At 63.4% G+C, this 26,770-nt stretch carries 30 protein-coding genes and 1 other RNA gene; 22 read left to right on the top strand and 9 right to left on the bottom strand.

The features are described from left to right. Window positions 1-62: 62 nt before the first annotated feature. The gene (locus DKB74_RS05860) at window positions 63-1,250 is read right to left on the bottom strand and encodes a type III PLP-dependent enzyme (RefSeq protein WP_109807218.1); all 1,188 of its coding nucleotides are present in this window, start codon (window positions 1,248-1,250) and stop codon (window positions 63-65) included. 153 nt (window positions 1,251-1,403) lie between these two features. On the opposite strand from DKB74_RS05860, the gene DKB74_RS05855 reads away from it, so the two are divergent. Genes DKB74_RS05855 through DKB74_RS05845 form a run of 3 tightly spaced genes read left to right on the top strand, consistent with a single transcriptional unit; the run spans window position 1,404 to window position 3,538 of the window. Next, the gene (locus tag DKB74_RS05855) at window positions 1,404-2,417 is read left to right on the top strand and encodes a threonine ammonia-lyase (protein WP_109807217.1); all 1,014 of its coding nucleotides are present in this window, start codon (window positions 1,404-1,406) and stop codon (window positions 2,415-2,417) included. Next, a complete protein-coding gene (locus tag DKB74_RS18810) occupies window positions 2,414-2,593 on the top strand; it encodes a hypothetical protein (RefSeq protein ID WP_109807216.1) in 180 nt (59 codons plus the stop codon). Before DKB74_RS05855 ends, DKB74_RS18810 begins: the two co-directional genes overlap by 4 nt. 57 nt (window positions 2,594-2,650) lie before the next feature. After that, window positions 2,651-3,538 (top strand): alpha/beta hydrolase, encoded by an 888-nt coding sequence (locus tag DKB74_RS05845; RefSeq protein WP_109807215.1) that lies wholly within the window; start codon window positions 2,651-2,653, stop codon window positions 3,536-3,538. A gap of 6 nt (window positions 3,539-3,544) precedes the next feature. Here DKB74_RS05845 and DKB74_RS05840 read toward each other — a convergent pair whose 3' ends face one another. Both DKB74_RS05840 and DKB74_RS05835 read right to left on the bottom strand, forming a co-directional pair. After that, the gene (locus DKB74_RS05840; protein ID WP_205007841.1) at window positions 3,545-4,018 is read right to left on the bottom strand and encodes a GFA family protein; all 474 of its coding nucleotides are present in this window, start codon (window positions 4,016-4,018) and stop codon (window positions 3,545-3,547) included. A gap of 3 nt (window positions 4,019-4,021) precedes the next feature. Beyond that, entirely contained in the window at window positions 4,022-4,678 is a 657-nt protein-coding gene (locus DKB74_RS05835) for an alpha/beta hydrolase (RefSeq protein WP_109807214.1), read from the bottom strand. 93 nt (window positions 4,679-4,771) lie between these two features. Between DKB74_RS05835 and DKB74_RS05830 the strand changes: the two genes are divergently transcribed. From DKB74_RS05830 to ffs, 5 genes are all read left to right on the top strand, one after another. Beyond that, complete coding sequence (locus DKB74_RS05830; protein WP_109807213.1) at window positions 4,772-5,863, top strand: cysteine desulfurase family protein; 1,092 nt, start codon at window positions 4,772-4,774, stop codon at window positions 5,861-5,863. Then, window positions 5,860-6,951, top strand: a complete 1,092-nt coding sequence (locus tag DKB74_RS05825; RefSeq protein ID WP_109807212.1) for a cysteine desulfurase family protein — start codon at window positions 5,860-5,862, stop codon at window positions 6,949-6,951. Before DKB74_RS05830 ends, DKB74_RS05825 begins: the two co-directional genes overlap by 4 nt. Then, window positions 6,948-7,283, top strand: a complete 336-nt coding sequence (locus tag DKB74_RS05820; RefSeq protein WP_109807211.1) for a 2Fe-2S iron-sulfur cluster-binding protein — start codon at window positions 6,948-6,950, stop codon at window positions 7,281-7,283. The genes DKB74_RS05825 and DKB74_RS05820 overlap by 4 nt, the downstream gene beginning before the upstream one ends. A 5-nt stretch (window positions 7,284-7,288) precedes the next feature. Further along, the gene (gene bla / locus DKB74_RS05815; protein WP_109807210.1) at window positions 7,289-8,173 is read left to right on the top strand and encodes a class A beta-lactamase; all 885 of its coding nucleotides are present in this window, start codon (window positions 7,289-7,291) and stop codon (window positions 8,171-8,173) included. A 35-nt stretch (window positions 8,174-8,208) separates the two neighbouring features. Continuing rightward, window positions 8,209-8,306, top strand: an RNA gene (gene ffs / locus DKB74_RS05810) — signal recognition particle sRNA small type. A gap of 1,012 nt (window positions 8,307-9,318) precedes the next feature. Here ffs and DKB74_RS05800 read toward each other — a convergent pair. Next, window positions 9,319-10,980, bottom strand: coding sequence for an AAA family ATPase (locus DKB74_RS05800; RefSeq protein WP_109807208.1), 1,662 nt, complete (start codon window positions 10,978-10,980; stop codon window positions 9,319-9,321). Window positions 10,981-11,474: 494 nt separating this feature from the next. Here DKB74_RS05800 and DKB74_RS05795 point away from each other — a divergent pair, with 494 nt between their 5' ends. From DKB74_RS05795 to tatC, 5 genes are all read left to right on the top strand, one after another. Beyond that, window positions 11,475-12,218 carry a segregation and condensation protein A gene (locus DKB74_RS05795; RefSeq protein WP_109807207.1) on the top strand — a complete coding sequence of 248 codons (744 nt, stop codon included), beginning with the start codon at window positions 11,475-11,477 and terminating at the stop codon, window positions 12,216-12,218. After that, entirely contained in the window at window positions 12,215-12,820 is a 606-nt protein-coding gene (scpB, locus tag DKB74_RS05790; RefSeq protein WP_109807206.1) for an SMC-Scp complex subunit ScpB, read from the top strand. The genes DKB74_RS05795 and scpB overlap by 4 nt, the downstream gene beginning before the upstream one ends. 27 nt (window positions 12,821-12,847) lie before the next feature. After that, entirely contained in the window at window positions 12,848-13,078 is a 231-nt protein-coding gene (locus DKB74_RS05785) for a twin-arginine translocase TatA/TatE family subunit (RefSeq protein WP_109807205.1), read from the top strand. Between the two features lie 179 nt (window positions 13,079-13,257). Further along, complete coding sequence (gene tatB / locus DKB74_RS05780) at window positions 13,258-13,737, top strand: Sec-independent protein translocase protein TatB (RefSeq protein ID WP_109807204.1); 480 nt, start codon at window positions 13,258-13,260, stop codon at window positions 13,735-13,737. After that, a complete protein-coding gene (tatC, locus tag DKB74_RS05775) occupies window positions 13,734-14,516 on the top strand; it encodes a twin-arginine translocase subunit TatC (protein ID WP_109807203.1) in 783 nt (260 codons plus the stop codon). Before tatB ends, tatC begins: the two co-directional genes overlap by 4 nt. Before the next feature lie 56 nt (window positions 14,517-14,572). On the opposite strand, the gene DKB74_RS05770 is transcribed toward tatC, so the two are convergent. The 3 genes from DKB74_RS05770 to DKB74_RS18690 form a co-directional block, all read right to left on the bottom strand. Then, window positions 14,573-14,707 carry an entericidin A/B family lipoprotein gene (locus DKB74_RS05770; protein WP_109807657.1) on the bottom strand — a complete coding sequence of 45 codons (135 nt, stop codon included), beginning with the start codon at window positions 14,705-14,707 and terminating at the stop codon, window positions 14,573-14,575. A 287-nt stretch (window positions 14,708-14,994) separates the two neighbouring features. Then, on the bottom strand, window positions 14,995-16,575 hold the full coding sequence (locus tag DKB74_RS05765; RefSeq protein ID WP_239987402.1) for a sensor histidine kinase: 1,581 nt from the start codon (window positions 16,573-16,575) through the stop codon (window positions 14,995-14,997). 10 nt (window positions 16,576-16,585) lie between these two features. After that, a complete protein-coding gene (locus DKB74_RS18690) occupies window positions 16,586-16,762 on the bottom strand; it encodes a NepR family anti-sigma factor (protein ID WP_154670829.1) in 177 nt (58 codons plus the stop codon). Window positions 16,763-16,999: 237 nt separating this feature from the next. Here DKB74_RS18690 and DKB74_RS05760 point away from each other — a divergent pair, with 237 nt between their 5' ends. The 3 genes from DKB74_RS05760 (at window position 17,000) to DKB74_RS05755 (ending at window position 18,740) form a co-directional block, all read left to right on the top strand. After that, window positions 17,000-17,800, top strand: a complete 801-nt coding sequence (locus tag DKB74_RS05760; RefSeq protein ID WP_109807202.1) for a response regulator — start codon at window positions 17,000-17,002, stop codon at window positions 17,798-17,800. Between the two features lie 62 nt (window positions 17,801-17,862). Beyond that, on the top strand, window positions 17,863-18,000 hold the full coding sequence (locus DKB74_RS18865; protein ID WP_164497922.1) for a hypothetical protein: 138 nt from the start codon (window positions 17,863-17,865) through the stop codon (window positions 17,998-18,000). Window positions 18,001-18,092: 92 nt separating this feature from the next. Next, window positions 18,093-18,740 carry a sigma-70 family RNA polymerase sigma factor gene (locus DKB74_RS05755; RefSeq protein WP_109807655.1) on the top strand — a complete coding sequence of 216 codons (648 nt, stop codon included), beginning with the start codon at window positions 18,093-18,095 and terminating at the stop codon, window positions 18,738-18,740. A 67-nt stretch (window positions 18,741-18,807) separates the two neighbouring features. Here DKB74_RS05755 and DKB74_RS18525 read toward each other — a convergent pair whose 3' ends face one another. Beyond that, window positions 18,808-18,945, bottom strand: a complete 138-nt coding sequence (locus tag DKB74_RS18525) for a hypothetical protein (RefSeq protein WP_161956807.1) — start codon at window positions 18,943-18,945, stop codon at window positions 18,808-18,810. Between the two features lie 133 nt (window positions 18,946-19,078). Between DKB74_RS18525 and DKB74_RS05750 the strand changes: the two genes are divergently transcribed. From DKB74_RS05750 to xth, 6 genes are all read left to right on the top strand, one after another. Then, window positions 19,079-21,769 carry a bifunctional [glutamine synthetase] adenylyltransferase/[glutamine synthetase]-adenylyl-L-tyrosine phosphorylase gene (locus DKB74_RS05750; protein WP_109807201.1) on the top strand — a complete coding sequence of 897 codons (2,691 nt, stop codon included), beginning with the start codon at window positions 19,079-19,081 and terminating at the stop codon, window positions 21,767-21,769. Beyond that, window positions 21,759-22,247: a peroxiredoxin gene (locus DKB74_RS05745; RefSeq protein WP_239987401.1), complete on the top strand. Its 489-nt coding sequence runs from the start codon at window positions 21,759-21,761 to the stop codon at window positions 22,245-22,247. Before DKB74_RS05750 ends, DKB74_RS05745 begins: the two co-directional genes overlap by 11 nt. Further along, window positions 22,247-23,056 carry a ferritin-like domain-containing protein gene (locus tag DKB74_RS05740; protein ID WP_109807200.1) on the top strand — a complete coding sequence of 270 codons (810 nt, stop codon included), beginning with the start codon at window positions 22,247-22,249 and terminating at the stop codon, window positions 23,054-23,056. The genes DKB74_RS05745 and DKB74_RS05740 overlap by 1 nt, the downstream gene beginning before the upstream one ends. A gap of 157 nt (window positions 23,057-23,213) precedes the next feature. Beyond that, complete coding sequence (locus DKB74_RS05735) at window positions 23,214-24,332, top strand: M23 family metallopeptidase (RefSeq protein WP_338062884.1); 1,119 nt, start codon at window positions 23,214-23,216, stop codon at window positions 24,330-24,332. 67 nt (window positions 24,333-24,399) lie between these two features. Further along, a complete protein-coding gene (gene erpA / locus DKB74_RS05730; RefSeq protein WP_109807199.1) occupies window positions 24,400-24,741 on the top strand; it encodes an iron-sulfur cluster insertion protein ErpA in 342 nt (113 codons plus the stop codon). Between the two features lie 15 nt (window positions 24,742-24,756). Next, a complete protein-coding gene (gene xth / locus DKB74_RS05725; RefSeq protein ID WP_109807198.1) occupies window positions 24,757-25,527 on the top strand; it encodes an exodeoxyribonuclease III in 771 nt (256 codons plus the stop codon). Between the two features lie 16 nt (window positions 25,528-25,543). Here the strand turns inward: xth and DKB74_RS05720 are convergent, their stop codons facing one another. Then, the gene (locus tag DKB74_RS05720) at window positions 25,544-26,698 is read right to left on the bottom strand and encodes an N-acetyltransferase (protein ID WP_109807652.1); all 1,155 of its coding nucleotides are present in this window, start codon (window positions 26,696-26,698) and stop codon (window positions 25,544-25,546) included. Window positions 26,699-26,770: the final 72 nt, after the last annotated feature.

Genomic DNA, 26,770 nt, shown 5'->3' with positions numbered 1-26,770 from the left:
CGGCTGCAGAGAGAAGAACGGGGTTTTGACCGGCTCAGCCCAAACGGGCTTAACAGCAAATGTTACAGCGTAACGACGTTCGACGCCGCCCGGCGTTGCTCGTCGGGCAGATACAGGCTCGCCATCGGTTCGTCGGTCACGATTACGGTCTCGTCCGAACCAAAGCCGTTGAACGCGGTCCGCATCGCCGAACCATAGGCGCCCAGCATGCCGATCTCGATATAATCGCCTGCCCGAATATCGGCCGGCAGCAGGAACGGCCCCGCCATATGATCGAGGTCGTCGCACGTCGGACCATAGAAGGAAAATTCCATGTCCCGCGCATTGCTGTCCGGCTCACGCAGCAGCCGCACCGGAAAGCGCCAGCCGATATGCGCCGCATCGAACAACGCGCCATAGGCGCCATCGTTGATATAAAGCTCGTCACCGCGACGCTTTTCGACGCGGACGACGATCGAGCTATACTCGGCGCACAGCGCACGGCCCGGCTCGGCCCACAGTTCCGCCGAATAGCTGATCGGCAGGCTTTCCCAGGCGCGGTGGATCGTTTCGAAATAATGTTCGAGCGCCGGCGGCTCCATCCCCGGATAGGCCGACGGAAATCCGCCGCCGACATCGATTACGTCGACCGTCACTGCGGCTTCGACGATCGCTTCGCGCACGCGTTCCATTGCGTTGGAATAGGCTTCCGGGCTCATCGCCTGGCTGCCGACATGGAAACAGATGCCCAGCGCATCGGCCGCCTGGCGCGTGGCGAACAACAATTGCTTGGTCTCGCCCGGCATCGCGCCGAATTTGGAAGCCAGGCTCAGCTTGGAATGATCGGAGGATACGCGCAGGCGTACGCATAGCGTCAGATCCTTCGCGCCTTCGGTCGCGCGAACGATCTTTTCCAGCTCCTCGATCGAATCGAGGCTGAAAGTGCGGCAGCCATGATCGAAATAGGCCTCGGCAATCGCTTCCTCCGCCTTCACCGGGTGCATGAAGCACAAGGTGGCGTCGGGAAGCGTCCGCGACACGAGTCGGACTTCGCCCAGCGAAGCAACGTCATAATGCGTGATGCCTGCATCCCACAGAACCTGCAGCAGGTCGGGGGACGGATTCGCCTTTACGGCGTACATCGCACGACCCGGAAACTTCTCGACGAAGAATCGGGCAGCGCGCGCAGCTGCGTGCGGGCGAACAAGCGTTACCGGCTGAACCGGTCGAAGGGCGGTTGCTAGCCCCAGCGCGCTATGATGTTTGGCCAATTCAAGGGACCTCCAAGGGTAGTTTTGCAGTTCAACACAAGTGCTGCCTTGCGGTTGGAAGTCCCATGGGGCAGCGAGGGAATGGCCACATAGGGTCCACCGCTTTTGATGTAAAGACTATAGGACGTTGTGAGTTCCTTGCGGGGTTGAGTCGTGACGATTGTAAGACAGCCTACACGGGCAGGCGTTCGGGACGCTGCTGCCAAGATCGCGGCGATCGTGCCGCCTTCGCCGTTGCTGACGGCGAGTATCAGGGGGGTGACGGTCGCGTTCAAGGCCGAATCGCTCCAGCCGGTCGGCGCGTTCAAGCTGCGCGGGGCGTGGCACCGGCTGTCCGCGCTCGACGAACAGGGGCGTCAGCGCGGCGTGGTGGCCTTTTCCTCGGGCAACCATGCTCAGGGTATCGCCTGGGCGGCGCGGCGGCTCGGCATTCCGGCAGTGATCGTGATGCCGTCCGATGCGCCGAAAGTGAAACGCGACGGCACGCTCGCGCTGGGTGCCGAGGTCGTTTCCTATGACCGCAGGACCGAAAATCGTGAGAAGATCGCCGCGCATCTGGCGCACTCGCGCGGCGCGACTCTGGTGCCCAGTTTCGACGATCCCTGGGTGATCGAGGGGCAGGGGAGCGCAGCGATCGAAGCCGCGCAGCAGATGAGCAGCCTGGGGCTCGACCAGCCGACTCGCATCGTCGTGCCCTGTGGCGGGGGCGGGCTCGCCGCCGGATGCGCGCTGGCGCTGCCCGACGCCGAAGTCACGATCGTCGAACCCGAAGGCTGGGACGATATGTGCCGCAGTCTCGAGGCGGGCTGGATCGAGCCGGTGCGCGACGATGCGCCGGAAACGGCGTGCGACGCATTGATGACGCCCCGGGTTTCGCAACTCACTTTCGACGTGCTGTCGAATCGCGGCGTCACCGGCATTGCCGTGTCCGAGGCGGAGATTCGCATCGCGCAACGCTGGGCGGCCGATCATCTCCGGCTCGTGGTCGAACCGGGCGGCGCGGTCGGGCTCGCGGCGATCCTGTCCGGCAAGATCGCGTTACAGCCGGGCATGCTCGTCATCCTGTCGGGCGGCAATGTCGATCCCGACGCCTATGCCCGCGTGCTCGCCGATCGCGAATCGGAGAATAGCACTCAGAACGCCGATGCCGCCGGGGAATTGTCGTGACCGGTTCGCTGACGCCGATTGCCGGCTTCGCGCTGATGCTGACGATCGCGGCGATGCTGGCGCTGGTCGCCGGCGGCGTGTGGATGATCGCAAAGCGCAACGACCGCCGGCGCGGCATCCTGATGATCGTCTGCGCTGCGGTGATGCTCGGCAATGTCCTGATCTGGACGCTCTGAGTCAGGCGCGGTTCAGCGCTCCGGTGTCATGTTGGCGACGGATATCGGGAGACGCGCATGCGCAGGATATTGACGGCCTCTATCGCTGCGGCGGCACTGCTGAGCGCCGGATGCGTCGCTGCCAGAGGGCTGGCCGATCCCGTGGCGCCTTCGGCGATCCAGTCCGACGCGCGTGAAATCGCTTATGGGCTAGCGCCGCTGCAACGGCTCGATTTCTATCCTGCCGCTGCCGAAAATGCGCCTTTGATCGTTTTCGTCCATGGCGGCGGGTGGAAGCGCGGCGACAAGGGCAATGCCACCGGCGAAGCAAAGATCACGCATTTCCATGCGCGCGGCTATGCCGTCGCCTCGCTCAACTATCGGCTGGTTCCTGCGGCGACTGTGGAGCAGCAGGCGGCGGATATAGCCAATGGGCTCGCCTGGCTGGTCGGTCATGCGCGCGAACTGGGCATCGATCCCTCGCGGATCGTGCTGATGGGGCATAGTGCGGGCGCGCATCTGGCCGCGCTGGTCGGCACCGATCCGCAATATCTGCGCGCCGCGGGGCTCAGCATGGACGCATTGCGCGGCGTGGTTCTGCTCGACGGGGCTGCCTATGACGTCCCGGCCCAGCTTGGCGACGGTCCCCGGATCATGCACGATACCTATCGTCAGGCGTTCGGTGACGATCCTGTGCGCCAGCGCGCCCTGTCGCCCTTCCATCATGCCGCTTCGCCCAATGCCCCGGCGTTCCTGATCCTCCATGTCGATCGCGACGACGGCAAGCGCCAGTCCGAGGGGCTGGCGCGCGTGCTGACGGGTGCGGGAACCGATGCCAGCGTGCGTGCGCTGCCGGGACGCGCGCTACGCGGGCATATGCAGATCAACCGCGACATGGGAAATGCCGATTATCCCGGCACGGCGATCGTCGATGACTGGATCGCGGCGCGGCTGCGCGCTTCCTAGCGCCGGTCAGTCATGATCGGGGGCCTGACGGCTCGTTCGCGCGATCGCTGCTGCCCATTCGGGATTCGCAGCGCCGGTCACGCCATCGTCGTGCAGCGTCGGCAAGGCGCCGAACCACGGCAGCCGCGCCTCGCTGCCCAGCTGGCTATGCGGCGAAAAAGCGGCGGGATCGTCAAGCGATCCGATCGTCAGATTGGTCCGTCCGCTGTCGAGCGAATGATAGAAAAGCGGCGTGCCGCAATCGCTGCAAAAGCCGCGTTCGACACGCTGCGAACTCATGAAAACGGCAGGCGCGCCGCGCGTGAAGGTCAATGCGTCATCGGGCGCGGCGACCAGCGCGGCGAACGGCCCGCCGGTCGCTTTCTGGCACATCCGGCAATGACAGATATGCGCATTGTCGAGCATCGCCGTGGCGCGATATCGCACCGCGCCGCACTGGCATCCGCCGGTCGCTGTGATGTCGACGCGGCGAATGGTCATGGCTCAGCGGATCGGTGAGTTCGGGTCGAGCCGCATGTCGAGATAATTGTCGACGCTCTTCATCAACAGGCCCATTTCATTCTGGAAGAAATGGTTCGCGCCCGGGATCACATCGTGATGGATGGTGATGTGCTTCTGCGTGCGCAGCTTGTCGACCAGCTTCTGCACCGCGCCGGGCGTAACGACTTCGTCGCTGTCGCCCTGAATGATGATGCCCGAACTGGGGCAGGGCGCCAGGAACGTGAAATCATACATGTTCGCGGGCGGAGCGACTGAAATGAAGCCGCGGATTTCGGGGCGGCGCATCAACAGCTGCATGCCGATCCACGCGCCGAAGCTGACGCCCGCGATCCAGGTGGTCGATGCTTCGGGGTGGAAGCTCTGTACCCAGTCGAGCGCGCTGGCGGCATCGGAAAGCTCGCCGATGCCATTGTCGAACGTGCCCTGGCTGCGTCCCACGCCGCGGAAATTGAAGCGCAGCGTCGCAAAACCGCGCCGCTGGAACGTTTTGTACAGTTCCTGCACCATGTGATTGTTCATCGTCCCGCCCGATTGCGGGTGGGGATGCAGGATCATCGCGACGGGTGCGCGGGGCTTGGGAGCGGGCGAAAAACGGCCTTCGAGGCGGCCTTCCGGACCGGGAAAGATGACTTCGGGCATGGCACCTACGATGATTCGGTTCACGCTCCGGTGGAGCGCAGGAAAGTGCGCGCTATATAGGCACGGACCCGATTTGCGCAATTGGAACACGACTTGACCCGCATCTATCTCGATCATGCCGCGACCACGCCGATGCTGCCACAGGCAATCGCGGCGGTGGAACAGGGGATGCGCAACTGGGCAAACCCCTCTTCGCCGCATGCCGAAGGCCGCGCCGCGCGCGCCGCGCTCGAGGATGCGCGCGCCCGCATCAAGGCGGCGTTGGGATGGGACGGCGAACTGATCTTCACGAGCGGCGCGAGCGAGGCGCTGGCGATCGGATTGGGCAGGGCGAAGGCGGATCGGGGGATCGTTTCGGCTGTGGAGCATGATGCGGTGTTCCGCGCTGCCGGACCGCAGGCCGCGATAGTGCCGATGGCGGGTGCCGCCTTTGACCGGGAAGCTTTGCGATCGCTGCTCGCGGGCAACGGCAAGCCGATCGTGGCGATCCAGCACCTCAATTCGGAAACCGGCACGATCCAGCCGCTCGAGGGCGTGGCCGATCAGGTGCGCGAGGCGGGCGGCATCTTCCTGTCCGATTGCTCGCAATCTGCCGGAAAGCTGGCGCTGCCCGATGCGGACATGATTGTGGTGTCGGCACACAAGCTTGGCGGACCGCCCGGCATCGGTGCGCTGCTGGTGCGCGATTTCGCGATGCTCGACCCGTCAGGCGGTCAGGAATTCGGCTATCGCGGGGGCACTGAGAATTTGCCCGGCGCGCTGGGATTCGCCGCTGCCGTCGACGTAGCGCGCAACAGAGACGGGACGGCAAAGTGGTTGGATATTGCCGAAGTCCTTGTGGACCGCGAATATGACTTCCATCGGGCGGGTGGCGAGGTGGTTTCCCCCGCCGGTGAAGGCGCGCTGTGGAGCGGGCACATTCTCGCCGTTGCGACGCCCGGTTTCAGCGCGGCGGCCCAGTTGATGCGGTTCGACATGGCGGGAATTGCAGTTTCAGCGGGCAGCGCTTGCTCCTCCGGCACACTCAAGCAGAGCCGGACGCTGCGGGCCTTTGGTATCCCGGAGGAAGTGTCTGCCCGCACGATCCGCGTCAGCCTTGGCTGGGACACCACCGCAGAAGAGATTGATCAGTTCTTCGAGCACTGGCTGAACCTCGCCGCCGAGGGGAGAAACCGCGCGGCATGATCTATCTCGACTATCAGGCGACGACGCCGCTCGCGCCGGAAGCATTGCAGGCGATGCTCCCTTGGCTCCAGTCGCAGCACGCCAATCCGCACAGCGCGCATGCGCCCGGACGCGCCGCGCGCGCGGCAGTCGCGGTGGCGCGCGATCAGGTCGCGGCGTTGCTTCCCGAAAATGGCGACATCAGCTTCACCGGCGGCGCCACCGAAGCGCTCAACTGGGCGCTGAAGGGCGTCGGTCCCGGTCGCATCGTGACCCAGGCGACCGAACATGCCGCCGTGCTCGACACGGTCGAGGCATTGCGCGGGCAGGGCAGGGAGGTGGTGATCCTGCCGGTCGGCGAAGACGGCATCGTTGATCTGGAAGCTGCGGCGGAAGCGATCACGCCCGGCACCGCGCTCGTCGCCTGCATGCTCGTCAACAACGAGATCGGCACGATCCAGCCGGTCGGCGCGCTGGCAAAACTGGCGCATCAGGCCGGCGCGCTGATGCTCTGCGATGCGGTTCAGGGCTATGGCCGCATACCGATCCCTGACGGCCCCGATCTGATCGCCATTTCCGCGCACAAGATCCACGGGCCAAAGGGGATCGGCGCCCTATGGATACGCGACGGCGTAACGCTCGCGCCGCTGCTCCATGGCGGCGGACAGGAGGCGGCAGGCCGCTCGGGCACGCTCAGCCCCGCGCTCTGCGCCGGTTTCGGCACGGCGGCGAAGCTGATGGCCGATCGGCGCGACGCCGACATGGCACATGTCACAGCGCTCTGCGACGCTGCACTCGCGCGTCTCGACGGCTGGCACCTCAACGGGGCGCACGACCTTCGCTATCCCGGCAACCTCAACATTCGCCGCGACGGGCTCGACGTCGCCCGCCTGATGTCCGAACTGCGCGATATTGCCTTTTCCGCCGGTTCGGCCTGTGCCAGCGGCTCGGGCCGCTCCAGCCACGTCCTGCGCGCGATCGGCCTGACCGACCGACAGGCGCGCTCCAGCATCCGCATCGGCTTTGGCCGCTACACGACTCAAGAGGAATTGATGACCGCCCTCGACCGTATCGACACCGCCGCCCGCGCCCAGGCCGTTTCGGCATGACCCGGGTCCGCTTCCTGTCGTCCGACGACGAATCCGTTCAGGAAGTCGACGCCCCCGATGGCGCCGCGCTGCTCGAAGTCGCACAAAATGCCGGTCAGCCGCTGGAGGGCACGTGCGAGGGCCAGATGGCCTGCTCCACGTGCCATGTGATCGTCGACGCCGCCGATTTCGACAATCTCCCCCCCGCCAGCGAGGAAGAGGAGGACATGCTCGATCTCGCCACCGGGGCCACGCGGACCAGTCGCCTCGCCTGCCAGATACTGCTCGGCGGCGCGCTCGACACGCTTACCGTGCGGATGCCGCCCGAACATCGCAACATGCAGGGGCGCTGAGCGGCATGATCGACCGCCGCAGCCTGATCGCCGCCGCCGCCGCCAGCATCGCCATGGGATGCCGCCCCGCGCCCGATCCGGATCGACAGGACGTGGCCCTGACCGGAAACGGTCTGTTCGACGATCTCGCGCGCAAATTCTATGGCGGAATCGGCCTTTCGGCGCTCGATACCGGCAGCGGCCGCCGCATCGATTTCGACGCGATCAGCCGCTACGCCATGTGCTCGACGTTCAAACTGCCGCTCGCGGGCATGGTCCTCGCGCTGAACGATGCGGGGAAGCTGCGGCTCGACGAACGGATCGGCTTCGGCCCCGACGATCTGGTCCCCTATGCGCCCTTTATCGAGCGGCAGATGGATCGCGGCGAAGCGACTCTTGCCGAACTTTGCCAAGCCGCAGTCACGGTCAGCGACAATGTCGCCGCCAACCTGTTGCTGCGCCGCATCGGCGGACCCCAAGCCTTCACCCAATGGCTGCGCGGCGTCGGCGACACCACCACCCGGCTCGACCGGATCGAGCCCGATCTCAACAGCAACCTGCCCGGCGACTCGCGCGACACGACAACGCCCGGTGCGATGCTCGATACGGTCAACCGGCTCGTGCTCGGCGATGCGCTGACCCCGGCATCGCGTGGCCAGTTGGCGCAATGGATGGTCGCCTGCGAAACCGGCGACAACCGCCTGCGCGCCGGCGTGCCCTCCGAATGGCGCGTGGGCGACAAGACCGGGACCAGCACCAACGGCGCATCCAATGATGTCGCGATTATCTGGCCGCCCGAACGGGCCCCGATCCTGATCGCCTGCTTCATCAATTGCGACACCGTCACCGCCCGGGATCGCGACGCCGCCCATGCCAAAGTCGCCGACCGAATCCTCACCGAATTTTCCTGACGTTGCAAAGCGATCCGCGCGCGACTATCTGCCCCCTCGGGAGTCGGGCGGACGTAGTCGTCGCCAACCCGGTCAGGTCCGGAAGGAAGCAGCCGTAACGATTTCGCTGCGGGTCGTTCCGGCTCCCACCTCAGCATAAAGCGACAAGCACCGTCGCCCCTGCAAAGGCAGGGGCCCATATCTGTCGCGTCCCACACCAAATGCCGACACAGCCACGGCGCCTATGTGTCCCCTGAATCGCCGAAAATACGCAGCGACAGGCCGCTGCCTGCGCAGGTGCGATGGCCGAACTAGGCTCGATTGGGCCGTCTGCCGCCTATCCGGTTTTGTGGATAGGAATGGAAAAGCTGCCATCCGCGCAGGTTGGCGCTCAATCGACAATCGCCGACATAGCCGCCCTTCAGCGACCCAAATTCGCTTTTCGTAAGGGCACGTCGGTGCGTCCTCCCAGCCTGATGTCCGATGAGGCGCCAGATAGGCCGGTCAATTTGTCATTCACTGGGTGGATTGCCTAACGCATCGGCAGCGTTAAGAGCGCGAATGCGTAAACGAGCCAAGAACCAATCGTGACTACCCACAGCCGTTTGAGGTTCCTAACATGTCGGTTCAGTTCCTTGTCGCCCAGTTCTTTGTAGCGGTTCCCTCTCGTGAATTTCCATAGACCCTGATGTGGAAAAATCGACGATTTTTCTACGGCGAGGAACGTCTCTGGATGCCGATCAATGAGAACGTCTCTCACTCTTTTCATATACCAGAATTGTAGCACACAGCAGAGAAAGAACACGCCGAATGGGATGAGACTTAACAGTGGCATTGCGTCACTTTGGCGGATGTTTGTTGCTCGGTAAACCTGGTCCGGATCTCGGCGGTTGGGGCACCGGCGGTCACCGCGTGGTGATCGGGCAGTTGTCGCGAACATTGCTGACCTTGCCGGCCTCGGATTAGCTCGCCCAAAGCGGCCCTATGTTCAGAAACTCACCGGCGGCGACTGGCCGGAAGCGGATTGTCCGCTTTTGAGTGTCGCGAGGCGAGGAGCGGTCGCTCGTCCGTGCGGCTTCCAGGCCTGCAACAAGACACTGTTGCCCGCCGCCGCATTTGCAAACGCGCACCTTTGTTGACCCTGACCTGGACTGATCTACGGTGTCTCAGGCGAACGCGGCTGCAACATTGGGGTCGGTGAGCGCCTCGGTTAACCGCACAATGTCGCCGCCGTTAAAGCCATCGGCCTGTAGTCGCTGCTTGACCCGCTTCAGCAGCAGCTTACCTACCGCCTTTTCCAACGGGATCTGGTTTCCGTTGATCAGGGCGTTGATTTCCGGGCAGGCCTCGGGATCCTTCTTGTATAGGGACCGCTTGATCTCCCCACGCTTGTTGATGAACGCGGTAACGAACTCGATCATGTCTTTATGCAGAACGCTTTCCACGAGTGCTTGCGCGTCGGCAGGATCACTCGCCATCACCTCTGCAATGTGGTCGGGACGAGTGAAGTAAGCTTCGATATCCGAACCCTGCGTTATGAGCAGTCGCATGTTGGGTGCCTGATCGAGGTCGAACTGCGCTCGAAGGCGCTCGACCTCTTCGTCGCTCATAAAGTCGCGGTCGCGATGAACGACCGTGATCACGCCCGGCCTGACGCGTTCGGCGAAGGCCGCCATCAGCTTGGCCGCGTCCACCTTGCTGCTCGCCTGGTAGCTGAAGACGAGAGTTTCTTCGCGGGAGATGCCGTTCGCTTCCAGGACGATCGAGAGTGGCTCGGTGTCCCTGTCCTCCGACCACACGAGATATTTGTAATTGCCTGCGAGGAACCGCTCGCCCTTGTCGAGCGCGCCAAGGTCCATCAGGACGGCGATGTCGGACCAAGCCTGCTGGGGTGTCGCCGCGCCGTTCTTGACCCAGAAGAGCTTGGCATCCTCGAGTTCGCTGAGGGCGTCCAGGAGGTGCCGGGAATGGGTGGCGAGGATGATCTTCGTGTCGGTTGTGCCGGCAATCATCGCCAGGGTGTCCGCCAAGAGGCGCTGATTGCTGGGATGCAAGTGGGCGTCAGGCTCGTCTAGGAGCAGCACTTTGGGTTCGTAGTTGGACACGTACGCGATGAGCTGGATTGCTTGCAGGAGTCCTGTTCCGACGAGGTCGAGTGCCCGGGTGCCGGCATTCTCACGAGTGACTGTCGATCTGATCCAAAGGTCGGCGGTTTCCTGGAACTGCGTATTGACGCGAACGCCCGGAAACACCCGGTCTAGGTAACCGTCGAAGCAGTCCTTCCGGACCTGACTGCGCTCAATCCTGAGTAGGACGTTACGAAGGTAGAGGTTGGCGTCGCCACGGGCGATGCCGTTGCTGACGACCGCGTCGGACCGATACTCTTCGCGTATCGTGATCCCGGCCAGCCCGGGGACGTAGATCGAGAAGAATCCACGCGGATCGCTCACGGAGTCGAGCAGCGGTCCTCCGCTACTTACCGCAGAGACCACGCCGTTTCGTCCGCGCTGAAGCGCAACGGCAGCATGGTCGCCATCGCCATCGCCGGTCGTCTCATAGCGGAAGTCGATGCTGGTGCCCTCGGTCAGCCGCCGGCCGTGGTGCAGATCGAGAAAGTCGTCTGTTGGGCAGTAGCGAAGGCGTTCCGGCGGAAACTGCTGCACACCGGCCTCGCGCCGGGCCTGCGCCAGCGCAATGCCGAAGTGGATACCCTGCAGGATGCAGCTTTTGCCCGAGTTATTGCCGCCCACTAGTACATTGATTGGACCGAGCGGCAGAGCGGCCTCCTCGATCTGCTTAAAGCGCTTGAGGCTGACTAGGTTGATCATGAGGCGAGCCTAGCGGCAGTCCGGCTCCAGGCAAAGGTCGCAGGCTATTCCGAGTCATTTCGGAAGGAGTGTGAACGCATCTTGCGACTGGGAAGGTGGCTGGCTGAACGAGCGTCCGTTAACGTCAGATGACAGCCCCGTGCTGGACCAGTCGCTTTCCACCATTCATGTCCGCCAACGCTGCATGAACGATTGACGGCTTTCGAGATTGACGGGCAGTGCCTCGAACTACCGGTCATGGCGTGCAAATCTGACCTAAAATCCCCTGTCCTACAACCCCACGCCCCGCCTACCGTGCCCCAACGATGCGCACCAACCCAACACCCGTTTCCGCCACATCCACCACCCCGCAACGCCACCTCCCTCGCGCGCGAGCGCGTGCGAACGCGCGGGTTGGTGCGACTCACTGCGAACTTGGCACGCAAAACCGCCACTTTCGCGGCGCGTCGTTGCTGCCCATTGAGAAGCCCCGCGCATCCTGCTTAACTCGCCCGATGGACGCTGCGGTCGAAGACGCTCCCGAACGGCTCAATCTGGATATCGACGGGTGGGAAGGGCCGCTCGACGTGCTGCTGACGCTTGCCCGCAATCAGAAGGTCGATCTCAAGGCGATTTCGATCCTGCAACTGGTCGAGCAATATCTGCATTTCGTGAACGAGGCCCGCTCGCTCAAGCTTGAGCTCGCCGCCGATTATCTCGTCATGGCCGCCTGGCTCGCTTACCTTAAATCCGCGCTGCTGCTGCCGCGCGATCCTGAGGTTGAGCCGAGCCCAGAGGAACTGGCGCTGCGGCTGCAATTGCGGCTCGAACGGCTGAACGCGATGCGCGAGGCGGGGGCGCGGCTGATCGCGCGCGATACGCTGGGCCGCGACGTGTTCCGCCGTGGCGCGCCAGAGGGGCTGCGCACCGTGCGTCAGGCGAAATGGGAAGCCGAAATCTATGATCTGATCGCCGCCTATGGCCGCGTCAGCGCGCGCACCCGCCCGGTGATGCATATCGTCGCGGTGCGCCCGGTAATGACGCTGGACGAAGCGATCGAGCGCGTGTCGGCGATGATCGGCAAGGCCGTCGACTGGTCGACGATCGAAAGCTTTCTGCCCCCCGAAGCGACCGGGCCCTATCGCAAGTCGGCGCTCGCCTCCAGCTTCGTCGCCGCGCTCGAACTCGCGCGGCAGGGGCGGCTGGAAATGCAGCAGAAATCGGCCTTTGCGCCGCTATATCTGCGGGCAGGGGCATGAACCAGGAACCCGACATCATCGAACGCGCGGTTGAGGCAGTGTTGTTCGCCGCCGTCGAACCGCTGACGATTCATGAGATCAAGGCGCATGTGGGGGCCGAGGCCGATGTGCGCGGCGCGCTCGACCGGCTGACGCAAGTCTATGCCGGGCGCGGGATCGAAATCGTGCGGCGCGGCGAACGCTGGCATTTTCAGACGAGCGCCGATCTCGCGCATCTGCTCCGCCGCGACCGCGAGGAAAGCCGCAAGCTCAGTCGCGCGGGGATCGAGACGCTGGCGATCATTGCCTATCACGAACCGGTCACGCGCGCGGAAATCGAATCGATCCGCGGGGTTCAGATATCGAAGGGCACGCTCGACGTGCTGATGGAGGCGGGGTGGATCCGCCCGGCGGGGCGCCGCGAAGTGCCCGGACGCCCGCTGCTCTATGCCACCACCGCCGAATTCCTCAGCCATTTCGGGCTGCAAAGCCGCCGCGATTTGCCCGGAATCGACGATCTGCGCGCCGCCGGACTGCTCGATCCGGTCGATCTGGCGTTCGAACAGGCGGAAATGGAGATGGACGACGAAGCGGAGGTGGAAAACGTCACGGATGAGGACTAGATACGGGCGGAGTCGAGGAGATTTCGTATGAGTCCGAGCATCTGGCAGATTCTGATATTCGCCCTGATCGCGATCCTGCTGCTGGGTGGCGGCAGGTTCTCGAATATGATGGGCGACGTCGCCAAGGGTATCAAGAACTTCAAAAAGGGCATGTCGGAAGAGGAAAACGCCACGCCGCCGAGCAAGATCGAAGGGCTTCGTGCGCCCGACCCAAGCGTCGAAACCGAAACCGAGCGCGCCCGCGAAGAGCAGCGCTGATCGCAAGGGCTTAGCCCGGGCGTGTGGTGGCCGGCTGATCCGCCGTTTGCCCTGAGTAACCGCTGAGCCTGTCGAAGCGGTGTATCGAAGGGTGTTGTTTGCCCTTCGATACGGGTCTTCGGCTTCGCTCAGCCCCACTCAGGGCGAACGGTTTAATCGAATTGGGCAGAGTCTAGCGAATGTTTGCCGATATTGGCTGGAGCGAATTGCTGATGGTGGGCTTTGTGGCGCTGATCGTCATCGGGCCGAAAGACCTGCCAAAAGCGATGCGCTTTGCCGGCCAATGGGTCGGCAAGGCACGCGGCATGGCGCGCCAGTTCCGCTCGGGCTTCGACGCGATGGTGCGCGAGGCCGAGCTCGCCGAAATGGAAAAGAAATGGGCCGAGGAAAATGCCCGCATCATGCGCGAGCATCCGATGGCCGGTCTGTTGCCCGATTCCTCGCCATCGCCGACTGTGCCCGCGACGCCGGCTGCGCCCGCGGAATCCCACACCGGCACGCCGGAAAACCTGCTGCCCGATGGTGAGGATCAGCCGCCGGTGATGACCGAAAAACCCGTCCTGCGCGATGCACCGGCAGAGAGCGGTGACGCCGCGCCCGCATCGCCGCCCGCCGCGCCGGAAGCGTCCGACACCGCCACGGACAAGCCCGCTTCGTGAGCGACCGCGACGAAATCGACGACAGCCAGGCGCCGCTGCTCGACCATCTGCTCGAACTGCGCAAGCGGCTGCTCTATTGCGCGGTCGCAGTCGCGATCACCTTTGGCGCATCCTATTATTTCGCTGACAAAATCTTCGCCTTTCTGGTCCAGCCGCTGCTCGCGGCGGGGCAGGGGAAGATCATCTTCACGCAGATTTTCGAAGCCTTTTTCGTCCAGGTGAAGGTGGCGTTTTTCGCCGCGATGATGCTGTCCTTCCCGGTGATCGCGAACCAGATCTGGCAATTCGTCGCGCCGGGCCTCTATCGCCGCGAAAAACGGGCATTGCTGCCGTTCCTGCTGGCGACGCCGCTGCTGTTCCTCGGCGGCGCGGCAATGGCCTATTACATCACCATTCCGGTCGCGCTGCAGTTCCTGCTCGGCTTTCAGGGCAATCTGGGCGGGGTGGAGCAAGAGGCGCTGCCGTCGGTCGGCAATTATCTCGATTTCGTGATGCAGTTCCTGTTCGCCTTCGGGCTGGCGTTCCTGCTGCCGGTGCTGCTGATGCTGCTCGAACGCTCCGGCATCCTGACCTATGAACAGATCAAGGGCGCCTGGCGCTATTTCGTGGTGGTCGCATTCGGCGTCTCGGCGGTGCTGACCCCGCCCGACATCTGGTCGCAGACGCTGCTCGCAGTGCCGATGATCGGCCTGTATTTCCTTTCGCTCGTCGCGATCCGTTTCACGCATCGCCGCCGCGAAAAGGCAGAGGCGGCAGAAGCGGCTGCGGACACGCAATAAAAAAGGGCGGAACGCCGCGCGCTCCGCCCTTTGATATCTTGTCCGGCCGGTCCGGCTTATTTGGCGCCGTCCGCCGCGCCCGAAACCGCGTCGCCTGCCGAGGAAACATCCTCGCCCATGCCTTCGACCGTGTTGCAGGCCGAAACCGCGAACATGCCGGCAATCGCCGCAATGCAGAGAAACTTACGCATCATCCATCTCCCAAAAACGAGGTGGCACCCCAGCCGCACTGCGGCCCGCAAAAAGAAATGCCGCGCCCGGAATTTCGTTCCGCAACCGTCAAAAAATACAGATTTTCGAAGGGGGTATAAAAAGTGTTAGGCCCGGAAGCGTCACCGGGGGGGGGGAGGGTTGACGCTTCCGGGCCCATGTCTTGGATAGCGAGAGCGGGGGGGCAATAAGGTCACTATCCGTCTTGCAGAACGCGTGTTTTGAAGACCGGTTCCGCCCCGTGCGTTTTTTTTACGCTTTTTTCAGGTCAGGATTTACCGATGACCGCGATCGACGCTTCATAGGCGCCAAGCAGCGGATCATAATGGAGTTTGCTGCGCAACTGTCGCGCCAGCCCGCCCATGACGCGGCCATAGCGTCCCTGAACCAGCGCCTCCATTTCCGGCGTTTCGACCAACGCAGGGGAAAGCACTTTCAGCACCGCACGCCCCGCATCCGCCGGATCGGCCTTCAGCGTGATCCGCACCTGCGCCGCCGGACTGCAATTCATCGCCAGCTCAATGATTTCGGTGAGCAGAAACGCGACTGCAACCGCGACGTCCTGGCTACCCATAAAGGGTTCGAGTTCGAGCGTGATGCCAAGTCCCGACGCCGCTTCCGGCGCGGTTGCCCGGATGCTGGATGCCAGCTCACCGATCACCGATCGCAGTTCGAGCCCGCGATTTTCCTCCATCTCCGCATAATGATAGCGGTGCACGACCGCGAGCGCGTCGACGCGGCGCTGGATCGATGCATAGGCTTCGGTGGCTTCCGCCGATCGTGCGCTGCGGGCGTGGAAGTTGATCAGGCTGGCAATCACCTGAAGATTATTCTTCACCCGATGATGCACTTCGCGTGTCAGCTTGGTCTGGCGCACCAACCCTTCCGCAAGGTCGGCCTCGTGAATCTGAACGGTCCGGCTGATGTCGCGGAACGTGTCGCTCAGCTCGCGGATCTCCTCGGCCGGAATGGCGCCGAATTTGCCATATTCGATCGTTTCGCCGGGACGATAGGCGCCGACTTCGGCACGCAGCCGCCGGAGCGGGCGTATCAACAGCCGATCGACGACAAACCATGAGATTCCCGCGCCGGCGAACCACATCAACAACGGCAGCAGCATCGCGATCAGCAACGGCGCAGTGATCGGCGCGCCGGGCATCTTCATTTCGAGGAAGAGACCGTCGATCCCCAGATTGCTGCGAACCGCACCCCGGGTTTCCAGCGTGTCGTTGTCGAGCGCGCGCAATTGCAGCCGCTCGCCGTCGGGCTTGACCAATGCCGCGCCATAATCGGGAACGAAACCGCTGGGACGCGCCAGCGCGGCGAGCGAACGGGTGGGGTAGAAGGCAGTCGCGGTTCCCCCTGCGGCCCCGGCGGTGCGCAATGTCAATCCGCTGCCCGGGACGATGCCGGCGCTGACATCACCGGGCTCGAGGATATCGGCCCCGGCAACGCTGAATTGCGTGCCGCAAAGAATCCGGCCGTTGCGATCGGTGATGGCGAATTGCGCGCCGCTGGCGGCGATGCCGGCAAAATTGCCCTGAAGGCGCGTGCAGGCCGGCGCGTCGGCCGGATCGCGCTCCAGCGCGCCCAGCGCCTGGCGCAGCCCCTGAACATGATTGCCGAGAAAGGTTTCGAGAACCGACGCGCTTTCCTGTGCCGCGGCATTCAGCCGGGCTTCGGCTTCGACATCGGCAAGCCGGGTCGTGCGCAACGTGGTGAAAAGGGCAATCAGCGCCAGGGGCAGCAGCGCGCAGGAAAGGATCAGGAACAGCTTCGCGCCGGTGGGCATGCGCGCCATCATCGCCGCCGGCCCCGTATCGCGCGGCTTCTGATCGCTTGTCGCCATGAAGGATGACTTAGGAGAGTTTTTTCAACAAATCGAGCATGGAGTCGGGAATGGCTTCCCCCATGGCGTCATCATACGCCTTGCGAAGAGCATCACCCACGTCGCGGTCTGATCGCCGCTTTCCGTCTTTGCCATTGCCCGACGGTGGGTGCTGGTCTTTCGTTTTCTTTTGATCCGCAGAGTGCACCAATTCCCCCCTCAGGACCCGGCAACCGGGCCCGGGATTAAGAATATTGTTTCAGCCGCGCAAGGGCCTGAGAAACGGAACAGACCCTTGCCATGCGCATGAAACTAAAAAGCGCGTCGTTGGTTCCATGCTTCAACGCAAATCCGGGGAGGGGTTTCTTCGGGTGTGCAAATTGATTGCAACAGGGGGGCCGGAGACGCATGTTCGACGGCTCACGCGAAGGAGAATGACCCTACCATGTCGCTTGGACAGCAAATCGCGCCGCACCTTCCTTTTCTGCGGCGTTACGCACGCGCACTGACCGGCAGCCAGGCGGAAGGCGACCGCTATGTTCGTGCCGCACTCGAAGCGATTGTTGAGGCTCCGGAGGAATTCCCCACGGATATCGCCCCCCGTCTCGGCCTGTATCGCACCTTTCAGGCGATCTGGCAGACGACTCAGTTCGAAGAACATGATTCGGGTGTTTCCGACGGCGGCAGCGAGGCGATCGCGCGCGCCCGGCTCGCCCGGCTCGCGCCGCTTTCGCGCCAGGCGCTGTTGTTGACCGCGATGGAAGGTTTCACGATCGAAGATGCGGCGTATCTGATTCAGAAAGAGCCGGACGAAGTGTCCGACCTCGTTTCGGAAGCGATTGGCGAAATCGAATCGCAAACGCGCACGCGCGTGCTGATCATCGAGGACGAACCGCTGATCGCGATGGATATCGAAACGATCGTGCGTGACATGGGGCATGACGTGACCGGCGTTGCGGTGACTCGCGACGAAGCCGTCGCGCTGGCGATGGAGGATCGCCCGGGGCTCGTTCTGGCCGATATTCAGCTTGCCGACGACAGTTCGGGCATCGATGCGGTGAAGGACATCCTCGCCGAATTCGAAGTGCCGGTGATCTTCATCACGGCTTTCCCCGAACGGTTGCTGACCGGCGAGCGGCCCGAGCCGACTTTCCTCATCACCAAGCCGTTCCAGCGCGAAACGGTGAAGACGACGATCAGTCAGGCGTTGTTCTTCGACCAGGCGACGGTGCCGGCAGCCAACTGAACATCAGCCGCGAAAATCGAAGACGGTACGGAGCCAAAACGGTTTTCGCGGGTTGATGGTTCATGACTGAGCAAAACGAACCTATCGAACTCGATACCGAAGAAGCGCGTGCAGGTGCTACGCCCGGCATGACGCGATATATTCTGGCAATATCGATGATTCTGGTCATCGTGCTGTTCGCGGTTATCCTGTGGCGTTAGTTTCCGCCGGCAGTTCCGCCACTGGCAATGGCGGCCCGGCTCCCTATCTTATGATCCCGTCGAATCCCGGGGCAGAAACCGAACGGAATCGAATGACGCAGTCAGACCAGCACGACGAGGCTTCCGATAACGAGGCGGTCGAAAAGACCGAGCACGTCGCGCTTTCCGATCCCGAATTCAAAAAGCAGCTGGCGCAGGTGATTCCGCATCTGCGTGCCTTTGGCCGTTCGCTTTCGGGCAGCCGGGATCTTGCCGACGATCTGGTGCAGGAAACGCTGCTCAAGGCATGGGCGGCGCGTCAGCGGTTTCAGGCGGGCACCAATATGCGCGCCTGGACCTTCATCATTCTGCGCAATCTCTACCTCAGCCAGATGCGGCGTTCGCGCTTCAAGGGCGAGTGGGACGATCTGGTCGCCGACCGCCTGCTCGCCGCTCCGGCAAGCCAGGACCGCCATGTCGAATTGTCGGATATGCAGCGGGCGCTGTTGCACCTTCCCCAACCGCAGCGCGAAGCGCTGATTCTGGTCGGCGCGGGCGGCTTCGCCTATGAAGAAGCGGCGGAAATCTGTGGCGTTGCGGTGGGTACGATCAAGAGCCGCGTCGCGCGTGGGCGTGTCGCGCTGGAAAATCTTCTTACCGACGGCCAATTGCCGTCACGCCGCGACAGCCCCGAAGGCGATGGACGCAGCGCGCTGGATACGATTCTGGGCGAAGTCGACGATCTGAGCCGCGACCGCTGAAGCAAAAGCGGATGTAGCGTTTTTGCGTTGAAACCGGCGCCCGAACGTTGCTCCGGCGCATTTGCGATCAGTGCGTTATGCGATCCGAACCGTTGCGATTGAGCCGACGCAGCAGCGCCGCCATATCGTCGGGAAGCCCAAGATCATTGTCATAGGCGTCGCGCAATGCCAAGCCGATGGCATCGCCTGCGCGCGGCGCTTCCACCCGGTATCCGGATGAAGCGGCGGCAGTGGCCGATCGAGATGGGGTACGGTTCATGCGGATAGAACCAAGCAGTCTGCAATTTGTTGCTTGACAACTATAAAAAACATTTCCGCGAGTAGGAGCTTTCTGTTCATTGAGTCTCGATGACGCTCTCGAATCGGCGATATCCCGCGCCCGCGCCAACGCCCCGTTTCTTTCGTCGATCTTGGCGAAAGAGCCGCAGCTGGCGGACGACCTGCTCGCTTTTCTGCGGGATCCGCTGGCACATGCTGCCAGCGGCACGGCGGATCTTCCGATAGCGACGCAATTGCGGGTCGAGCGGCGACGGCTGGCGCTGGCAGTCGCGCTCGGCGATCTGGCGGGGCTGAGCGATCTGACGCAAGTGACGCATATCCTCAGCGACTTCGCCGACAGCGCGCTGGACCGCGCGATCACGGCCGCGATCGCCGAACGCTATCCCGGAGAAGCGCCGCGTGGATTTGCCGCCATCGCGATGGGTAAGCTGGGCGGGCACGAACTCAATTATTCGTCCGACATCGACCTTATCTTCCTGGTCGATCCCAAGACACTGCCACGTCGCGAGCGCGAAGATCCGGGCGAAGCCGCCGTCCGCATCGGTCGCCGCGTCGTGGAACTGCTTCAGGCGCGCGACGCCGATGGCTATGTTTTCCGCATCGACCTGCGCCTGCGCCCGTCGCCCGAAGTGACGCCGATCGCGTTGCCGGTGGAGGCCGCGATTTCCTATTATGAATCGCAGGCGCTGGCATGGGAGCGCGCGGCATTCATCCGTTCGCGCGTTGCGGCGGGGGATCGTGCGCTCGGCGAATATTTCCTTGAGGCGATCCACCCCTTTATCTGGCGCCGCGCGCTCGATTTCGGCGCGATCGGCGAGATACGCGCCATCTCGCACCGCATCCGCGACCATTATTCGCAAACGCAGCGTTTCGGCCCGGGATATGATCTCAAGCGCGGTCGCGGGGGTATTCGCGAAGTCGAATTCTTCGCGCAGATCCATCAGCTGATCCATGGCGGGCGCGATCCTGCCTTGCGCGTGCCGGCGACGCTCCCGGCGCTTGAGGCGCTTGCCGGGGCCGGGTGGATCGACGGCTATGATGCGGGTGCCCTGGCGGCCGCCTATACGGTGTTGCGCACGATCGAGCATCGCACCCAGATGATCGACGATCGCCAGACGCATCAATTGCCCGAAGGTCCCGAAGCGCTCGACCGCGTCGCGGCGCTGCACGGGATGGAGAGCGGCGGCGCGCTGCTCGAAGCGGTGCGTCCGCATGTCGAGCGGGTGGGGCGGATATATGACGAGCTTGCCGATGAGGATAACGCCTCCCGGCTTCCGCAAGGCGCAGGACTCGAAGCGCGCCTGTCCGATGCCGGGTTCGCCGATGTGCATAATGCACAGCACCTGATCGAAAAATGGCGCAGCGGGCGCTATCCCGCGTTGCGCACAGGCGCGGCGCGTGCGGCGCTGGAGGATGCGCTGCCGGGCCTGATCGACGCCTTTGCCGATGCGCCCGAGCCCGCGGCGGCGATGGCGCGCGTCGATACGCTGCTTTCACGGCTTCCCAGCGCAATCAACTTTTTCCGCCTGCTTGAGGCACAGCCGGCGCTGGCGCGGCTGCTCAGCACGATATTGAGCCATGCGCCGACGCTTGCCGAAGCCTTGGCGCGGCGGGCCGAATTGCTCGACGGGCTGATCGACGCAAGCGCGCTCGATCCGATGCCCTCCACTGACATGCTCGCGGACGAAATGGGGCGTCGCGAGCCGGGCAGCGATTATCAATGGCTGCTCGACCATGTGCGCCGCATCGTCGGTGAACGACGTTTCGCATTGGGCGCCCAGATCGTCGCGGGGGTCAGCGACCCGCTCGAGGTTTCGGCGGGCTATGCCCGTGTCGCGGAGGCTGCGATCGACGTTCTCGCCGCCGCGACCGTCGCCGAATTTCAAAAGGATCATGGCAGCGTTCCGGGCAGCGAACTCGTCGTGCTTGCGCTCGGGAGGCTTGGCGGCAAGGCACTGACGCACGCCTCGGATCTCGATCTCATCTATCTGTTCACGGGCGATTATTCGGCGGAATCGAACGGTAAAAAGCCTTTGGGCGCAGTGACTTATTATAATCGGCTGGGACAGCGTCTCAGCGCTGCACTTTCGGTGCCCACCGCCGCAGGGCCCTTATATGAAGTCGATACGCGGCTGCGGCCGTCCGGCGCGCAGGGGCCGCTGGTGGTCTCGCTCGAGGGATTTCGGCGCTATCAACAGGAAGATGCCTGGACCTGGGAGCATATGGCGCTGACCCGGGCGCGGCCGGTGTTCGGATCGGACGACGCGCGCAAGGCGGCCGCAGACATTATCGCGGATGTGCTGAACGGCGCACGTCCCGAACGCGACGTTGCCGAAGATGCTACCCGGATGCGCATGGAGATGGCGGCGCACAAACACCCTAGCGGGCCGCTCGACGTCAAACTGCTCGATGGCGGGCTGGTCGATCTGGAATTCACGGTCCAGCTGCTTCAGCTGACTCATCGCACCGGCTTCGATCCCGAACTGGGCGGCGCCATCGACGCGCTGATCGCCAAGGGGCTGTTGCCCGGGGATATGCGCGCCGCGCATGATTTTCTCTCGCGCCTGCTCGTCACCATGCGGCTGGTGGCTCCCGATTGCGCCGAGCCTTCTCCCGCCACGCAAAAACTGCTGGCGCAGGCGGTCGGGGCCGAAAGCTGGTCCGCTGTGGTTGCGTCGCTCGATGCTACGCGGCAGGAGGTGCGCAAATGCTGGGCGGCGGTCCGGCGCGAACCGATGGATGGAGACTGAACAGATGGCGATCGAGGAAGGCGACCGGATTCCGGACGTCACGCTGACCGACAGCGAGGACAAGCCGCTGGCATTGCGCGATCACGCCGGCGAGATTTTCGTCCTCTATTTCTACCCCAAGGATGATACGTCGGGATGCACGCGCGAGGCACAGGATTTCAGTGCGCTGCTGCCCGAATTTCAGGCGGCGGGCGCCCGCATCCTGGGCGTTTCGAAGGACAGCGCGATCAAGCATCAGAAATTCATCGCCAAATATGATCTGACCATAGCGCTGGCGACGGATGCGGACGGATCGGCGATGGAAGCGTTCGGCGTCTGGGTGGAAAAACAGATGTACGGCAAGACCTATATGGGCATCGACCGTTCGACCTTCCTCTTCAACGCCGATGGCAAGCTGGTGCGCATGTGGCGCAAGGTGCGGGTGCCCGGCCATGCGGTCGATGTGCTCGAAGCGGTAAAGGAACTGGCGGCGGGCTGATGCGCAGCATTGCCGGGGCCGCACGATCGGTCCTCGATACCGCTGAACCTGCTGCAAAGGTAAAGGCGGCGCGGCTGGTCGCGCGGCAATGGCGCCGGGGCGAACTGGCGCATCGCTTCGACGTGGCGATGCCTGTTGCGCCTGCGCGACCCGAACGGCCGGAACTGTTGCCGCCCAACCGGATGCCGAAACGCGGCAGGGCGGGATCGGAACGTGCGCGGATCGCGGGCATTCATGCGCTCGCGCATATCGAATTCGTCGCGATCGACCTGGCATTCGATCTGATCGGGCGGTTCGGCGGCGAATTTCCCCGCGGCTTTGTCGACGACTGGATCGGTGTTGGCGCGGACGAGGCGATGCACTTCGCGTTGCTCGACCGGCGGTTGCGCCAGCTCGGCAGCCATTATGGCGCACATCCGGCGCATGGTGGGCTGTGGGAAGCTGCCGAAGCGACGGCGGGCGATGCGATGGCGCGGCTCGCGGTAGTGCCGATGGTGCTCGAAGCGCGCGGCCTCGACATCACGCCGATGACGATCGCGCGGTTCGAAGCGGCGGGCGATTTGCCGACCGCGCGGATATTGCGCCGGATTCTGAGCGATGAAATCCGCCATGTCGGCGCAGGGACGAAATGGTTCGAATCCGCCTGCCGCACCAGGCAAACGAGTCCGCAACAGGCATGGCGAACACTCGTTTCGCGTCATTTTCGGGGTGTCGTTAAGCCTCCGTTCAACGACTCGGCGCGCCATGCAGCCGGTCTGACGCGGGAATACTATCTCGCGCTTGCCCCGGACGGCGAAAATTTCCCATGAGTATAGTTGCCGGGAGCGGAGGGGCTGATTCCCGGAAAATTGGTTAATGCGAATGGCACCGCGCAATCGGCGCGGGGTCGTTCGCCAAGACACCGGGGAATGCATGGCTAACGCATCGAAACAATCTAACGCGGGTCTGTTTCAAAAGTTCCGCGCCTTGTTCACGACGCGTGATCTTATTCTGCACGATGGCCGCGACCTGCGCCGGTTCAGCATTGCCGGCCGTACCCAGGCATTTCTGGCATGCGTCGCGACGCTGACGGTCGCCTTCTCGGCCTATGGCGTTTCTCAGGCGACGGCAGATGCGATTGCGGTTTCGGGCATTTCGGCCGCGCGTTCGCCCGAAGCGCAAATGGCCGATATGCGGCATCAGGTGATGCAGATGCAGGCCGATATCGCCGCTGCCAAGGAAGCCGCCCGCATCCATGCCGCCCGCGTCGAGGCTCGCCAGCGCCTCATTTCCGCAGTGCTTTCGGGCAAGGGCGATCCCGCGCTGCTCAACCAGCCGCTTCCCGATGCCCCCGAAACCAGCGCGATGACCGACGAAGTGCTGGCCCCGCTGCGCCGCATCGAATCGCGCCAGCGCGCCTTCGCGCAGCAGGCGATTGCTGCCGGGCAAGCGCGGTTCGAACAGACTTCCAATCATCTGCGTCGGCTGGGCCTCAAGCCCGAGCGTTTCGTGAGTGTCGGCGGCATGGGCGGCCCCTATGAGCCCGCCGGCGACGATCCCGAAAAATCGGGCGCCGATGCCGATGCCCAGTTCCACGAACTGTTCCTGACCTGGAAGAAGCTCGATGCGCTCGAGCAGACCGTGATTTCGGTCCCGTCGCTTCAGCCGGTCGATCATGTCACGCTGACTTCGAGCTTTGGCGTCCGCTCCGATCCGTTCCGCGGCACGCGCGCGATGCACAGCGGCATCGACATTCCCGGTCCGGTCGGTACGCCGATTTATGCGACCGCCGACGGTATCGTATCGCGCGCCGGTCGTGCGGGCGGCTATGGCAATCTGATCGAAATCAACCATGGTCGCGGCCTCGCCACGCGCTATGGCCACTTGTCGCGCATTCTGGTTCAGGACAATCAGCAGGTGCATCGCGGCGATGTGATCGGCCTGATGGGCTCGACCGGCCGTTCGACCGGCAGCCACCTCCACTATGAAGTTCGTGTCGATGGCCGTGCGGTCAATCCGATCCCGTTCCTTCATACGGGCGAGTATCTGACGGCGATTCAGGAACGCCGCGAAAACGCAGTGGGCGGCCCGGCGCACGACGAATAACAACTATGTCCTTCGGGACTGTGCGCGACGGTTGCCGAGGGCGCCTGTCGCGCCTATCTGAAATGCCATGACGGCAACCGCCCAAACCGATATCGCGCTGACGCCCGCGGCTGCCGCGCGCGTGGCGGCGATCGCCGAAAAGCAGAACAAGCCCGCAATCCTCAGGCTGTCGGTCGAAGGGGGAGGCTGTTCGGGCTTTCAATATAAATTCGGCTTTGCCGATGGCGTCGAAGCCGATGACAGCATCGCCGAAACCGATGGCGTGCGTCTGGTCGTCGATTCGGTCAGCCTCGATCTCGTCCGCGGGTGCAGCGTCGATTATGTCGAATCGCTCGGCGGCGCTGCGTTTCGCGTCGAAAATCCGAACGCCGCTGCAGGCTGTGGCTGCGGCTCCAGCTTTGCCGTCTGACCGGCGGCGCGCGTCTTGAAGATCGTCAGCTTCAACATCAACGGAATCAAGGCGCGCATGCCGCGGCTGCTCGAATATCTCGACGAGCAGAAGCCCGATATCGTCTGTCTTCAGGAACTCAAATCGTCCGACGACAGCTTTCCGGCCGACGATATTCGCGCCGCCGGATACGGCCTGGTTTGGCATGGCCAGAAAAGCTGGAACGGCGTGGCGGTGCTGGCGCGCGGCGCCGATCCTGTCGAGCGGCAACGCGGGCTGGCCGGCGATCCGGACGATGAACATAGCCGCTATCTGGAGGCTGAAGTCGACGGTCTGATCGTCGCTTCGATCTATCTGCCCAACGGCAATCCCGTTCCCGGTCCCAAATTCGATTACAAACTGCGCTGGATCGAGCGGCTGGAAGATCGCGCGCGCGAATTGCTGGCCGAAGAGCGCCCGGTGGTGCTTGCGGGCGATTACAACGTCATTCCCAATGACGACGACGTATATTCGGTGAAGTCGATGGCCGATGACGCGCTGATGCAGCCGCAATCGCGGCAGGGCTATCGCCGGTTGCTGGCCCAGGGCTGGACCGATTCGCTGCGCACGCGGTTTCCGGCAGGGGGTGTCTGGACCTTCTGGGACTATCAGCGCGGCGCATGGCAGCGCGATGCCGGTTTCCGCATCGACCATTTGCTGCTCAGCCCCCAGGCGGCCGATCGCTTCGTCGATGCGGGCGTCGACAAGGAATATCGCGGCCAGGAAAAGGCCAGCGACCACGCACCGACCTGGGTACGGCTGCGCTGAGGCGCAAAACCCTGCGTTACAGCGACTTCTGATAGATCAGATATTCGCGATTCACATGGCTGTTGATCGCATCGGCGATCGCAATCATTCCCTGATTATCGTCCAGGATCCAGCCGATTTCGCCGCGTGAGGCGCCATAGACCGAGACTGCCGAACGGCGAATATATTCGATCATCATGAAAGCCAGCTGGCTCGCCATGCGCGAGGATTGCAGACGCTTGACCACGCCCATCAGCGGGACGCGCATCGTCCGCACCTTGGGCGCGCGCAGCCACCAGAGCAGTTTCGCCCAGCCGAACGGGAAGAGATTGCCCTTGAGCGGCGCAATTGCTTCGTTGAGGTCGGGCAGGGTGATCATGAAAGCCACCGGTTCGCCGTCAAGCTCGGCGATCCGGATCAGATCGTTGAACACGATCGGCTTCAGCTTCTTTCCGACATCATCGATTTCCGGCTGGGTAAGCGGAATAAAGCCCCAATTGTCGGACCATGCATCGTTCAGAATGGCGAGAATGATCGCCGCTTCCTCGTCGAATTTCGACTTGTCGACCATCCGGATGCGAATGCGCGGGTTCTTTTCCCCCGATGCGATGATGCGCTGGATAACCGGAGGAAATTCCTTGCGGACGTCGAGTTCATAAGTGAGCAGCTTCTTGGCCGGAGCATAGCCTGTATGTTCGATCCACGCGCGATATTGCGGGGCATGGTGGCCCATCATCACCGTCGGCGCGTGATCATGGCCCAGCACCAGCAGGCCCGGCTCTTCCCAGATTGAAAGACTGACCGGACCGAGCGCGCGAGTCATGCCCCGACCCGCCAGCCAATGTTCGGCCTGTGCGATCAGGGCGTGAGCCGTCGCCTCATCCTCGGCCTCGATCATGCCCCAGAAACCGGTGCCCGGGCCGAAACCCTGGTCGGCCGGCATCTCAAGCGCAAGCGTATCGATATGCGCCGAAATACGGCCCACGACCTGTCCGTCGCGCTCGGCGAGGAACAGCTGCCCTTCGGCATGGCTGAACCAGCCATTTTTTTTGGGGTCGATCGTCCCGGCCACTTCGCTCTTCAGCGGCGGCACCCAGTTGGGATCGCCGGCATTCAGCCGAAAGGCCAGATCGATGAAAGACTTGATGTCACGCTTGCCTGAAACGGGGCGGACGACGGGCTGGCTTGCCAAAACGACCTCGCATTGATTTCGCGCAATGCAGTCCTGCGTCAGGGGTGCCTTGTCAAGCGATCCGGCGCCAGG

The sequence above is a fragment of the Stakelama portus genome (assembly GCF_003171655.1).
GTDB lineage: Bacteria > Pseudomonadota > Alphaproteobacteria > Sphingomonadales > Sphingomonadaceae > Sphingomonas > Sphingomonas portus.
This window is presented reverse-complemented; position numbering and strand designations above follow the sequence as displayed.

Coding starts and splice junctions, on each gene's coding strand:
- DKB74_RS05845 (WP_109807215.1), top strand. CDS start 2,651: ATGCGCAGGATATTGACGGCCTCTATCGCTGCGGCGGCACTGCTGAGC.
- DKB74_RS05840 (WP_205007841.1), bottom strand. CDS start 4,018: ATGACCATTCGCCGCGTCGACATCACAGCGACCGGCGGATGCCAGTGC.
- DKB74_RS05835 (WP_109807214.1), bottom strand. CDS start 4,678: ATGCCCGAAGTCATCTTTCCCGGTCCGGAAGGCCGCCTCGAAGGCCGT.
- DKB74_RS05825 (WP_109807212.1), top strand. CDS start 5,860: ATGATCTATCTCGACTATCAGGCGACGACGCCGCTCGCGCCGGAAGCA.
- DKB74_RS05820 (WP_109807211.1), top strand. CDS start 6,948: ATGACCCGGGTCCGCTTCCTGTCGTCCGACGACGAATCCGTTCAGGAA.
- bla (WP_109807210.1), top strand. CDS start 7,289: ATGATCGACCGCCGCAGCCTGATCGCCGCCGCCGCCGCCAGCATCGCC.
- DKB74_RS05800 (WP_109807208.1), bottom strand. CDS start 10,980: ATGATCAACCTAGTCAGCCTCAAGCGCTTTAAGCAGATCGAGGAGGCC.
- DKB74_RS05795 (WP_109807207.1), top strand. CDS start 11,475: ATGGACGCTGCGGTCGAAGACGCTCCCGAACGGCTCAATCTGGATATC.
- scpB (WP_109807206.1), top strand. CDS start 12,215: ATGAACCAGGAACCCGACATCATCGAACGCGCGGTTGAGGCAGTGTTG.
- DKB74_RS05785 (WP_109807205.1), top strand. CDS start 12,848: ATGAGTCCGAGCATCTGGCAGATTCTGATATTCGCCCTGATCGCGATC.
- tatB (WP_109807204.1), top strand. CDS start 13,258: ATGTTTGCCGATATTGGCTGGAGCGAATTGCTGATGGTGGGCTTTGTG.
- DKB74_RS05770 (WP_109807657.1), bottom strand. CDS start 14,707: ATGCGTAAGTTTCTCTGCATTGCGGCGATTGCCGGCATGTTCGCGGTT.
- DKB74_RS05765 (WP_239987402.1), bottom strand. CDS start 16,575: ATGGCGACAAGCGATCAGAAGCCGCGCGATACGGGGCCGGCGGCGATG.
- DKB74_RS05760 (WP_109807202.1), top strand. CDS start 17,000: ATGTCGCTTGGACAGCAAATCGCGCCGCACCTTCCTTTTCTGCGGCGT.
- DKB74_RS18865 (WP_164497922.1), top strand. CDS start 17,863: ATGACTGAGCAAAACGAACCTATCGAACTCGATACCGAAGAAGCGCGT.
- DKB74_RS05755 (WP_109807655.1), top strand. CDS start 18,093: ATGACGCAGTCAGACCAGCACGACGAGGCTTCCGATAACGAGGCGGTC.
- DKB74_RS05745 (WP_239987401.1), top strand. CDS start 21,759: ATGGAGACTGAACAGATGGCGATCGAGGAAGGCGACCGGATTCCGGAC.
- DKB74_RS05740 (WP_109807200.1), top strand. CDS start 22,247: ATGCGCAGCATTGCCGGGGCCGCACGATCGGTCCTCGATACCGCTGAA.
- erpA (WP_109807199.1), top strand. CDS start 24,400: ATGACGGCAACCGCCCAAACCGATATCGCGCTGACGCCCGCGGCTGCC.